This is a genomic window from Hymenobacter mucosus, from assembly GCF_900188255.1.
In the GTDB taxonomy this organism is placed as follows: Bacteria; Bacteroidota; Bacteroidia; order Cytophagales; family Hymenobacteraceae; genus Hymenobacter; species Hymenobacter mucosus.
The window spans coordinates 91,565-103,279 of the sequence record NZ_FZNS01000008.1 but is presented as its reverse complement, the minus strand read 5'-3'; the positions used below and the strand labels follow the sequence as shown (position 1 = coordinate 103,279).

The following is an 11,715-nucleotide window of genomic DNA, read 5'->3' as shown; positions in this document are numbered from 1 at the left end:
GATTTGTGAATATACACACCTACACCCATCATAATTTAAGGCTTTTTTCAAAAGTCTTATTTCTTGATAGGTGTGTATTGCTCCTAGTTACTGCTCCACCCACACTTTACTTTTCTTCTTTTGTATACTTAACCTCTCGGTCCTATGGTACCGCAGCACGTTCCTACCGTCGTTGTAATTGGCAATGGCATGGTTGGCTACAAGTTTTGTGAAAAGCTTCTCGCCAAAACGTCGGTTTTCAAGTTGGTTGTTTTTGGGGAGGAGCCGCGAGTGGCTTACGACCGGGTGCACCTGAGCGAGTACTTCGGGGGCAAAACGGCCGACGATCTGTTGATGGCGCCCCTACAATGGTACCACGACCATGGGGTAGTGCTACACCTCGGCGACCCCGTGCTGGAAATTGACCGCGCCAGCCAAACGGTACACTCACGCAGTGGCCTTATACAGCCCTACGACTACTTGGTACTGGCTACTGGCTCGTCGGCCTTTGTGCCCGACATTCCCGGAGTTGAGAAAGAAGGTGTGATGGTATACCGCACCATTGAGGACCTTGAAGAAATTAAAGCCAGTGCAGCTACTGCTCGAAGCGGGGCAGTACTAGGTGGCGGACTGCTTGGCTTGGAAGCAGCAAAAGCCTTGCTCGATTTGGGCGTGCCCGAGACTCACGTGGTAGAATTTGCTCCACGGCTTATGCCGCGGCAGATTGATGCGGCTGGTAGTCAGATGCTGCAAACCAAGCTGGAAGCGCTAGGACTGCAAATTCATTTGAGCAAGGCTACGTCGAGCATTGCCGGGGAAGGAAAAATAGAGGCCTTGCATTTTGGCGATGGCTCTATTTTGGAAGTTGATATGCTGGTTATTTCGGCAGGTATCCGCCCACGGGATGAACTAGCCAAGCTGGCGGGTCTGGAAGTGGGAATGCGCGGCGGCATCGTGGTAAACAATGAGATGCAAACCAGTGACCCACGCATCTTTGCCATTGGCGAATGCGCTTTGCACGGCGGCATGATCTACGGATTGGTGGCGCCAGGTTACGACATGGCCGAGGTAGTAGCCAGCCAGCTCACGCAGGGCACCCGTGCCTTTACGGGGTACGACATGAGTAGCAAGCTTAAGCTTATTGGGGTAGATGTAGCCAGCTTCGGCGACCCATTCATTGCTGAGCCACACAGCCGCTCTATTGTATTCGAGGATGCCCACAACGGGGTGTACAAGCGCATCAATATCAGCCCCGACGGTAAACTGCTACTCGGAGGCGTACTCATCGGCGACGCGGAGGCCTACAACATGCTGCTGCAAACCGTCAATAACAAGATTGCGCTTCCTCCCCATCCCGAAGACCTCATTTTAGGGGCGCGGGGCGCCGAGGCAGCCGAAGGAGCCGGTGTACTGAGCCTACCCGATGATGCCCTGGTATGTTCGTGCGAGGCCGTGACCAAGGGTGCAATTTGCGCTGCCGTCACCGACCTCAATGTTACCTCCCTAGATGCCATGAAGAAGTGCAACAAGGCCGGCACAGGCTGCGGAGGCTGCATTCCTATGGTCAAAGACCTAATTAATGGTACCCTCACGGCGCAGGGAGCGTATATCAAAAACGTGCTGTGTGAGCATTTCGACTACTCCCGCCAGGAGCTATTCGACCTACTCAGGATCAACGACATCCGTACCTACGACGCGGCCCTCAACCATTTTGGGAAGGGCGACGGGTGCGAAACTTGTAAGCCTGCCATTGGCAGCATTTTGTCGGGACTCTGGAATGATCTGATTGTCAAGCATAACACGATTCAGGATACCAACGACCGGTACTTGGCTAACATCCAGAAAGGTGGTAGCTACTCGGTAGTGCCGCGCATTGCGGGTGGTGAAGTAACGCCCGAGCAGTTGATGGTGATAGGTAGGGTAGCTCACAAATACGGCCTGTATACCAAGATTACGGGTGGTCAACGCATCGACATGTTCGGGGCCCACGTGAGCGACCTACCCGATATTTGGGAGGAGTTGATTAACGCGGGTTTTGAGAGCGGACACGCCTACGGTAAGTCGTTGCGCACCGTGAAAAGCTGCGTGGGAAGCACCTGGTGTCGGTTTGGCCTGCACGACAGCGTATCATTTGCCATCGAAATAGAGAACCGGTACAAGGGGATCCGCTCCCCCCACAAGCTGAAAAGCGGTGTGAGCGGCTGTGTGCGCGAGTGCGCGGAAGCCCAGGCCAAGGATTTCGGTATTATTGCTACGGAGAAGGGCTGGAACCTCTTTGTATGTGGCAATGGTGGCTCCAAACCCCAACACGCCCAACTTTTGGCGACCGACATCGACAAGGATACTGTGGTGAAGTACCTCGACCGGTTCCTGATGTTTTATATCAAAACTGCCGATCCGCTGATGCGCACGGCCACCTGGCTTAACAAGATGGAGGGGGGCCTGGCTTATCTAAAGAACGTGGTCATTAATGACAGCCTCGGTATTTGCGCTGAGCTGGAGGCTGAAATGGCCCTGCTCATCCAGAACTACCACTGCGAATGGAAGGAAGTGGTAGAAAATCCTGAACTGCGCAAGCAATTCACCCACTTCGTGAATGCTCCGAAGGTGAAAGACCCTACCATGGAATTTGAGGAAATGCGGGGACAGAAGATGGTAAAAGCCTGGTAAAACCGGCCGTCTATTTCCCTTCCATCTTCTTTGCCCCTACCTAGCTCAGCAACCACAAACACTTAACGGATAGATTTTTATGGAGACTACCACTGCCGTAGCCTGGCTACCCGTGTGCCATACTACCGACATTCCCGCCGATGGCGGAGCCTGCGCCCTAGTAGAGGGCGAGCAGGTAGCTATTTTCAACTTTGCCCGTCGGGGCGAGTGGTTTGCTACCCAAAACCTGTGCCCCCATAAGCAACAGATGGCGCTGGCGCGGGGCATGATTGGCAGCACCGGCGAAACCTGTGAGCCCAAGGTGGCCTGCCCGTTTCACAAGCGCACCTTTTCCCTGCGCACGGGAGAGTGCCTCAACGGCGACGAGTGCAGCATCCAAACCTACCCCATCAAGGTGGAGGGCGATGTTGTATACATCGGGTTAGCCTAATGCTCGCCAATATTTTCTTCTGCTGTATCTCCTAGCCCTACTCCCCCACATGGACGCTTCCCTTGCTGCTCAGCAGCCCCTAAACCGGCTCAACATCTTTGCTACGAAGGGTGTGCAAATGCGCACGTTTCATCTGACGTGGCTTACGTTTTTCTTCTGCTTTTTTGGGTGGTTTGGCATTGCCCCGCTTATGCCTCTGGTTCGTGAGCAGCTTCACCTTGATAAGGGGCAAATCGGCAACATCGTTATTGCCTCGGTGTCCGCTACTATCCTGGCTCGCCTCATCATGGGCAAGCTGTGCGATACCATTGGACCGCGTCTCGCCTACACCATCTTGCTGGGGGTAGGCGCCATTCCGGTGCTAACCATTGGCCTGAGCAATAGCTACGAAAGCTTCCTGCTATTCCGGCTAGCTATTGGCATCATTGGAGCTTCGTTTGTCATCACGCAGTTTCACACCTCCATGATGTTTGCGCCCAACGTGGTAGGCACAGCCAATGCCGTAGCGGGTGGCTGGGGTAACCTGGGAGGGGGCATTGCCAACATGGTGATGCCGCTGGTGGCCGCGGGTTTCGTGAGCCTGGGTTACGTAGATAAGGCCAACTCCTGGCGCCTAGCTATGGTAGTACCCGGCGTGATTTTGCTTTTGATGGCGGCCCTGTACTACAAGTACACCCAAGACACCCCCCGCGGCAACTACGCCGACATTCAGCGCAATGCAGCCGTGAAAAGCCAGGGCACCTTTATGGTAGCCCTGCGTGATTACCGCACCTGGATCTTGGGGCTTGCCTACGGGGCCTGCTTTGGCATCGAAATCACCATTGATAATGTAGCCGCCGTGTACTTTGTGGACCACTTTGGTGCTACACTGGTAGCGGCTGGTATGCTAGCGGGCATTTTTGGCTTCATGAACATCTTTGCTCGCGGCCTGGGCGGCGTGGTAAGCGACCGGGCCGGCCGTGCCTACGGCATTCAGGGCAAGTGGATGTTGCTGGGCGGCTTGCTGTTACTGGAGGGGGTAGGCATTGCCGCCTTTGCGCTGGCACCTAGCCTACCCCTGGCTATTGCGGCCATGCTGGTGTTTGCCTTGTTCCTAAAAATGGCCAACGGCTGCACCTACTCCATCGTGCCATTCGTGAATACCAAGGCCATTGGTAGTGTAAGCGGCATTGTAGGCGCTGGCGGCAACCTGGGCGCTATGCTGGTAGGATTTCTGTTCAAGTCAGCTACCATCAGCTACACTATGGCGTTTCTGTACATCGGTGTTGGCGTGGCCGTGGTAGGAGGCCTCGTGCTGCTGCTCCGCTTAGTGCTGAAAGAAGCAACCGAAACGGCTCCAATGGCGCTGGCCGGCGCTTAAGCCATTTTTTGCAGCTTCCAATACCCTAGCGCCTCCTGTGTATGCCCCTTGCCTCCCCTGCTATTCCTTCTACGTGTTGCTACTGCGGCGTGGGCTGCGGTGTGCTAGTTAAGCCGGAAAAGAACGGTGACGTCACCGTCACTGGCAACCCTGCCTACCCCGTAAACCGAGGTGCCTTGTGTAGCAAAGGCCTAAACCTGCAATACACCGTGAACGACCGGAGCGACCGGCTGCTGTACCCACACATGCGCTACAGCAAAAGTCGGCCTCTACAGCGCGTGAGTTGGGAGGAAGCTCTGCACCGCACCGCGGCCGTATTTCGCACTTTTATTGAGCAGTATGGCCCCGACTCGGTAGCCTTCTATGCTTCGGGCCAGTGCCTGACAGAAGAGTACTACGTCATCAACAAGCTGATGAAGGGGTTCATTGGCAGTAACAACCTTGATACCAACTCCCGCTTGTGCATGAGTAGCGCGGTGGTAGGGTATAAAATGGCCTTGGGCGAAGACAGCGTACCGGTTTGCTACGACGATATTGAACTGGCCGACTGCTTTTTGGTGACGGGCGCCAACCCCGCGTGGTGCCACCCCATTTTGTGGCGACGGGTAGAAGCCCACAAGGCCGCCAACCCCCACGTCAAAATTGTAGTGGTAGACCCCCGCGCTACGGACACGTCTGCCCTAGCCGACGTGCACATACAAGTTCTTCCCGGTACCGATGTAGTGCTGCACCAAGCTTTGGCGCGGGCCCTCATCGAAAACGGGGACATTGATGTAGCCTTCATTGAGCAGCACGCCGAAGGATATGAGGCCTACCGGCAGTTGGTGTTTGCGCGCACCCTGGAAGAAGCGGCCCAATTATGCGGAGTAGCCGAAGCCGATATTCGGCTGGCGGCAGCCTACATTGGGGCCGCCAAGGGCTTTCTGTCGATGTGGACTATGGGGCTCAACCAAAGTGCCATGGGGGTGGATAAGAACCTTAGCTTGCTGAACCTACACCTTATCACCGGGCAAATTGGCAAACCCGGCGCTGGCCCGTTGTCCCTTACTGGCCAGCCCAACGCCATGGGTGGGCGCGAGGTAGGCGGCCTCAGCAACTTGCTGCCGGCTCACCGCAACCTAGCCAACCCTGAGCACCGGGCGGCAGTACAACAGTTTTGGGGCAGTGGTCCGTTGGCTGAGAAGCCAGGCTACACCGCCACCGAAATGTTTGAGGCCCTGGAAGACGGACGTCTCAAAGCTATCTGGATTATTTGCACCAACCCGCTCACGAGTTTGCCCCAGGTGCGCCAGGCAGAAGCTGCCCTGGCTAAGGCCAAGTTTGTGGTAGTGCAAGACATTAGCACCAAGCCCGAAACTCTGGCGTACGCCGATGTAATTCTACCCGCTGCGGCCTGGGCCGAGAAGGAAGGCACCATGACTAACTCGGAGCGCCGCATTAGCTACCTGCCCAAGGTAGTGGAAGCGCCGGGCGAGGCCCTGCCCGATGCCGAAATCATCTGTCGCTTTGCACGCGCCCTGAACTTCCCGGGGTTCGACTTTCCAACCACGGAGGCGATATACGAAGAGCATACCCGCCTCACGGCCGGCACTACCCTCGATATTTCGGGCCTGAACTATACTGTACTCCGAGAGCAAGGGTCCGTGCAGTGGCCCTACCGGTCCGGTCAGCCACAGGCCTCCGCCCGGCTGTTCACCGATCAGCAATTTTACACGCCCTCGGGCCGGGCCATCATTCATCCGGTAACGGCCACCTTCCGTAGCGAGGCACCCGACGATGACTTCCCGTTTATTCTCACCACCGGCCGCATCCGCGACCAGTGGCACACCATGACCAAAACGGGCAAAGTCAGTAAGCTCAACCAGCACACCCCGCAGGCCTACTTAGAAGTACACCCCCAAGACGCCGCGGCGCTGGGCGTACGCGAAGGTAATTTATTGACTGTGAAGTCGCGCCGGGGTACGGTACGGGTGGCAGCCCGGCTCTCAACGGGCATCCGACCGGGCGTGGTATTTCTGCCCATGCACTGGGGGAAAATTCTGGGCTCCGACCTGAACCGCGCCAACAACGTGACTTCGGCCACGCTAGACCCCATTTCTAAGGAGCCCGATTTTAAGTTTTGCGCCGTACAGCTAGAAAAGTATCGTAAGCCCAAACAACGCATTGTGGTAGTGGGCGCCGGAGCGGGCGCCTACGGCTTCGTCAAATCTTATCGGGAGCTTAACCAGGAAGACGAGGTTACGATTTTCAGCAAGGAGGATTTCCCTTTCTACAACCGGGTGATGCTACCCGATTACATCAGCGGGCACCAGGCATGGGAACAGCTGGTGAAGATGCAAGACCACGAGGAGCCCGCATATAATATCCGGCTGCTGCGCGGCGTGAGCGTAGAGGAAATAAACCGGACCGAGAAATACGTGGTGGACTCGCGAGGCAAGCGCACCGAGTACGACGTGCTGCTGCTGGCAACGGGTAGCCGCGCCAATGTGCCCCGCAACGTGCCTACGCTACCGGGTATCTTCACCATGCGCAGCCGCACCGATGCCGATGAGTTTAAGCGCCACTTGCCGGCTCAGGCGCACGTAGTAATTGTGGGCGGCGGCCTGCTGGGGCTGGAAATGGCGGCCTCTCTGCGGGAAATAGGCACCCGCGTTACCATTGTGCAGCGCATCTCCCGGTTTCTGGACCGGCAGCTCGACGCCCTAGGCAGCCAGCTTCTGCAAGAGGAAATGCTAGATCAGGGCTGTGATTTGTACTTCAACGACGAAGTTGAGCTGTACTACGGCCGCGCGCGTCTTACAGGAATAGGCCTGAAAAGTGGGCGCCGCTTGTCCTGCGATGCGCTCATCATGGCCATTGGCACAGTGCCCAACCTGGAGCTGGCGCGCGAGTGCGGGCTAGAGTGCCGCCGGGGGGTACTGGTAAACGAACGGCTGCAAACCAGTGACCCACACATCTATGCCCTAGGTGAAATTGCCGAATTTGAGGGCACTCTCTACGGCATCACGGCGGCGGCCGAGCAGCAGGCAGCCGTAGTGGCGCGTTACCTCAGCGGCGACGTGAGCAGCTACTACCGCGGCAGCACCTTCATGAACATCATCAAGATTCACGGATTTGACTTGTGCAGCATTGGCCTCCCCGAATGCCCGAACTCGACTGAGTACGAAGAGATTGTTTTCATTGATAAGGCCCAGCGCTACTACAAGAAGTGCATCATTCACCACGACCGCCTGGTGGGGGCCATTCTTATCGGCGACAAAAGTGAGTTTCAGGAATTTCGGGAGTTGATTGCGAACGGCACCGAGCTAAGCGACAAACGCCTCCAGCTGCTGCGCAGTGGCCGCACGCCAACGCCCGTGCTGGGCAAGCTGGTATGCAGCTGCAACAACGTGGGAGCCGACAACCTGCGCCAAGCCATTGCCGCCGGCTGCGATACCGTGCCGGAGCTGTGCGCTACCACGGGCGCGGGCACCGGGTGCGGCTCGTGCCGGCCGGAAGTGCAACAGCTTTTGGCCGCCGAACTAGCTCTGCTGGTGCCTACTGCTGGCTAACTACCCTTGCCCCTACCAATGACTGCTGCCTCCCCCCTCTCCATCGTCGCTGTAAACTTACCGGGCGGCATTGTGCCCGCCGGCGACCTACTGGCCGTGCTGACTGCTGCCGAGGCGGCCGGCATTGACCATGTGCAGTTCGGCCATCGGCAACAACTCCTGTTGGCGGTGGAGCCAAGCCGCCGCTGGACCTTGCTGCAAGCACTTGCGGCCGTGGGCGTGCCCGGCGAGCCTTACAAGGAGGCGCATCCCAACATCATGAGCTCGTACGTGGGCGAGGACGTGTTCTACAACGCTACGTGGCTACGCGAAGGCGTGTATAAGGACATTCTAGACCTATTTGACTACCAGCCCCAGTTAAAAATCAACCTGGTTGATAGCCGACAAACGTTCGTGCCATTTTTCACGGGCCACCTCAACTTCATTGCCGCCGAAACTAGCAACCATTGGCACCTGTACGTGCGGTTTCCACGTGCGGGCGGCCTGTATACATGGCCTCAGCTGGTTTACTCCGAGGACGTTCCCATCCTGAGTGCAGCCATCGAGCAGGCACTGCTAAGCACTGCCATAGACTACGATGGCGCCCCCGCAACGGCCGGAGCTCGGTTGTTCGCGCATATCAGCGCTACCCAACCGCTTGCTCCTACCGCCGAGGCCAGTCCTTTGCTGGTGCCTACATTCACGCTGCCTTATTACGAGGGCTTTAACCGCAGCGGCCAGCAACTGTGGCTGGGAATCTACCGGCGCAATGAGCAATTTGCCGTAGCTTTTTTGCAGGATGTGTGTCGCCTGTGTTTGCATACTCGCATCGGGCAGTTGTGCACCACTCCCTGGAAATCATTGGTGATAAAAGGCATTGCCCTCCCTGACCGCGCTCAGTGGGACACTGTGTTGCAGCGCCATCGCCTCAATGTACGCCACGCCGCCAACGAACTCAACTGGCAGGTGGAAGATCGTTGCCCCGACGGCCTAGCCCTCAAGCATGAGCTAGTGCGCTACCTCAACGAGGAAGATGTGCGCACCTACCAACTGTGCTTCGCCATTAAGACGCAACCCCAAACGGGTCTTTTCGGCTCCATCATCATCCGCACGCAGGCGGCCCGCGTTGGTACCCAGTACGAAATTCTGCATACCCGCGACTTCAACCCTAACTCCCGCGACTTCGTGCTCTTCCGCCAGCAAGTACGCCGCGACCAGCTTGGCTGGTACCTTGCCGAGCTGTGCCACCAGTTTTATGCCCAGCGCGATGCTACGGCCGCACCAGCACCAGAGCAATCGGCCGCTTCCCATAATCTGCCCCTGCCTGGAGCCGCGAGTACCCCGCTGCCGCGCTGCCGCCGCTGCTTGACTGTGTACGACCAATCTTATGGCGACGCGGGCCAGGGCATTGCCCCAGGCACCCCGTGGGCTAGCTTACCTTCCTACCACTGCCCTACCTGCGAAGCGCCGGCCACCGAGTTTGAACAGTGGCACGACCCGGCGGCGCTGCCAGAAGATGCTTCTATAATGTCGCCCTAAGTGCCGGGCATACGTATGAAGTACCTATTTCACTAGTTCTGTTTTCATGTCATCCCCCCCCATTGCCAATCCGCTTTTTCCCGTTTTTTTGAAGCTCGAACAGTTGCGCGTACTCTTGGTGGGCGGGGGCAACGTGGGCTTGGAAAAGCTGTCGGCTATTTTACGAAACAGCCCGAACACCGCCGTTAGTGTAGTGAGCATTACTTTTCTGCCGGAATTGCAGAAGGTTGCTGCCCGCCATCCGGCCGTGCAATTGCATCAGGGCGAGTACACAGATGCCTACCTCGACGAAGCCGATATAGTATTTGCCGCTACCGATGACCCCGCGCTGCACCGCCGTATCCGGGAGGCTGCGCACGCCCGGCGTTTGCTGGTGAATGTGGCCGATACGCCCGCATTGTGCGACTTCTACCTTTCATCGGTGGTGCAAAAGGGCGCCCTCAAAGTAGCAGTATCTACCAACGGGCAGTCGCCAACGGTGGCGAAGCGCTTGCGGAGCGTACTTGAAACGGCGCTTCCCGACGAGCTGGATGCCGTGCTTCAGAAGATGCCCGCTATTCGGCAGCAGTTAGCCGGCGACTTTGCAGCCAAAGTGCGGGCGCTGGATGCCGTAACGGCTGGCCTAACCGGTGCCCCCGGCTACGAAGCACCGGCCACGCGGCGCTGGCGGCTGGTGGCCTTGGGCGCTTTGCTCACTACCGGCATGCTGGCTGCCGCCCGGTGGCAGAGGACGCAAGCAAACAGATAGCCGCCCGTAATTGACCCTACCATATGATGCCTGCCCCAACGCCCGAGCTATACGTAGTGGGCGCCGGCCCCGGCGACCCGGAATTGCTGACCATCAAAGCCTACAAAGTGCTTCAAACGGCCGCAGTTATTCTCTACGACAACCTAGCCAACCAGGAGTTGCTCGCCTTGGCCCCTACAGCTTGCGAATGCATTTACGTAGGTAAAAAGCCCTATGGCGAGTATACGCCCCAGGAGACTATTCACGAGCTCATTCGGGAGAAGGCCTTGGCTCATGGGCGGGTAGTGCGCCTGAAGGGCGGCGACCCCTTCATTTTCGGGCGGGGGTTTGAGGAAGTCTTATTCGCCCGTTCCCACGGCATTGCAGCCCACTACATACCGGGCATTTCCAGTATGCAGGCGCTGGGCTTCGAAGATATTCCGCTGACGCACCGCGTTATCAGCGAGGGCGTTTGGCTGCTGACGGGTACTAAAAAAGACGGTTCGCTTTCCGCCGACCTGCGGCTGGCCATGCACAGCAACTCTACCGTTGTACTCTACATGGGGCTGATGAAAGCCGAAGAAATTGCCCGGACCTACCGCGACATGGGCAAAGGCGACACGCCAGCAGCCGTGGTTCAGCACCTCTCCCTCCCCCACCGCAAACTGGCAGTGGGTCCCGTAGCTCAATTACCCGAACTAGTAGCTACACATGGCATTACCTATCCGGCGCTTATCGTTATCGGCGAGGTAGTGGCTTTGGGGCACCCCGTTGTCAAAGAATAGTACCCTAGGCTGCCCCTAAGGCTTTGGCCACCAAAGCGTGGGCGGGGGCCGGCAGGGGCAGTTGCAGGGCCAGTTGATGACCGTTAGAAGTCATTTTCTTCCACGTTTTCTGCACAATGTCAATAACTTTCTCTTCTGGGTGATGCTGGGCAAAGTCGAGGAAGTAGTACTCCAAAAATACCAGGCAGATTACGTCTTCCAAGAGCTGCACATCCGCGTCGTGGGCGAGCTGCTGCTTTTGTAGTAAGGCCTGCACGCGTTTTATGGTTGCTTGATCGTATCCTACTCCGGTCAGGATTTCGCCGGCCAGGGTGGCGTGGAATTTCTTAAGTGTGTTGCGCCACTGGTGGTAGCCCGGCCGATCCATAGGAAAGTCGTGACGCGGAATGGTCCAGCGGCGGATGTGCTGACAGCGAGCAGCTAGTTGCACGGCCTCCGGGGCATCAGGCGCCACGCGGGCCAGGCAGTCACTCATCCGATGGCCGTACAGGAGTTCCTTTGGCCATACCCGCCCGTCGGCGTCTGTTTCCTGATTGGGGTCTTCGGCGTTAGCGGCATCAAACTGAGCAAGAGCAGCGGAGAAGCGAGAATCGGAACTCATAAACGAAAAGCGCAAGTGGAATAGAGCAACAAGGTACATGCTCTGCCAGAAAATAAGTACGTAGGCCACGTACAACGTGTCATGCTACGAACAG

The 11,715-nt window shown here is 57.3% G+C and carries 8 protein-coding genes; 7 read left to right on the top strand and 1 reads right to left on the bottom strand.

What is annotated here, in order from left to right:
• The first annotated feature begins 144 nt into the window (after positions 1-144).
• From nirB to cobA, 7 genes are all read left to right on the top strand, one after another.
• Positions 145-2,649, top strand: coding sequence for a nitrite reductase large subunit NirB (nirB, locus tag CHB83_RS17475; RefSeq protein ID WP_089333557.1), 2,505 nt, complete (start codon positions 145-147; stop codon positions 2,647-2,649).
• Between the two features lie 79 nt (positions 2,650-2,728).
• On the top strand, positions 2,729-3,079 hold the full coding sequence (nirD, locus tag CHB83_RS17470; RefSeq protein WP_045689086.1) for a nitrite reductase small subunit NirD: 351 nt from the start codon (positions 2,729-2,731) through the stop codon (positions 3,077-3,079).
• Positions 3,080-3,128: 49 nt separating this feature from the next.
• Positions 3,129-4,439 (top strand): MFS transporter, encoded by a 1,311-nt coding sequence (locus CHB83_RS17465; protein WP_089333556.1) that lies wholly within the window; start codon positions 3,129-3,131, stop codon positions 4,437-4,439.
• 41 nt (positions 4,440-4,480) lie between these two features.
• Positions 4,481-7,990 carry a nitrate reductase gene (locus CHB83_RS17460; protein WP_089333555.1) on the top strand — a complete coding sequence of 1,170 codons (3,510 nt, stop codon included), beginning with the start codon at positions 4,481-4,483 and terminating at the stop codon, positions 7,988-7,990.
• 18 nt (positions 7,991-8,008) lie between these two features.
• Positions 8,009-9,508, top strand: coding sequence for a rubredoxin (locus CHB83_RS17455; RefSeq protein ID WP_089333554.1), 1,500 nt, complete (start codon positions 8,009-8,011; stop codon positions 9,506-9,508).
• Positions 9,509-9,554: 46 nt separating this feature from the next.
• Positions 9,555-10,256, top strand: coding sequence for a precorrin-2 dehydrogenase/sirohydrochlorin ferrochelatase family protein (locus CHB83_RS17450; protein ID WP_089333553.1), 702 nt, complete (start codon positions 9,555-9,557; stop codon positions 10,254-10,256).
• Positions 10,257-10,279: 23 nt separating this feature from the next.
• Positions 10,280-11,020, top strand: a complete 741-nt coding sequence (gene cobA, locus CHB83_RS17445; protein WP_089333552.1) for a uroporphyrinogen-III C-methyltransferase — start codon at positions 10,280-10,282, stop codon at positions 11,018-11,020.
• Between the two features lie 4 nt (positions 11,021-11,024).
• Here cobA and CHB83_RS17440 read toward each other — a convergent pair whose 3' ends face one another.
• Complete coding sequence (locus CHB83_RS17440) at positions 11,025-11,621, bottom strand: DUF4202 domain-containing protein (protein ID WP_089333593.1); 597 nt, start codon at positions 11,619-11,621, stop codon at positions 11,025-11,027.
• Positions 11,622-11,715: the final 94 nt, after the last annotated feature.

What these genes read in the sequence shown, in the direction of transcription:
- nirB (WP_089333557.1), top strand. Translation starts at nt 145, where the DNA reads ATGGTACCGCAGCACGTTCCTACCGTCGTTGTAATTGGCAATGGCATG.
- nirD (WP_045689086.1), top strand. Translation starts at nt 2,729, where the DNA reads ATGGAGACTACCACTGCCGTAGCCTGGCTACCCGTGTGCCATACTACC.
- CHB83_RS17465 (WP_089333556.1), top strand. Translation starts at nt 3,129, where the DNA reads ATGGACGCTTCCCTTGCTGCTCAGCAGCCCCTAAACCGGCTCAACATC.
- CHB83_RS17460 (WP_089333555.1), top strand. Translation starts at nt 4,481, where the DNA reads ATGCCCCTTGCCTCCCCTGCTATTCCTTCTACGTGTTGCTACTGCGGC.
- CHB83_RS17455 (WP_089333554.1), top strand. Translation starts at nt 8,009, where the DNA reads ATGACTGCTGCCTCCCCCCTCTCCATCGTCGCTGTAAACTTACCGGGC.
- CHB83_RS17450 (WP_089333553.1), top strand. Translation starts at nt 9,555, where the DNA reads ATGTCATCCCCCCCCATTGCCAATCCGCTTTTTCCCGTTTTTTTGAAG.
- cobA (WP_089333552.1), top strand. Translation starts at nt 10,280, where the DNA reads ATGATGCCTGCCCCAACGCCCGAGCTATACGTAGTGGGCGCCGGCCCC.
- CHB83_RS17440 (WP_089333593.1), bottom strand. Translation starts at nt 11,621, where the DNA reads ATGAGTTCCGATTCTCGCTTCTCCGCTGCTCTTGCTCAGTTTGATGCC.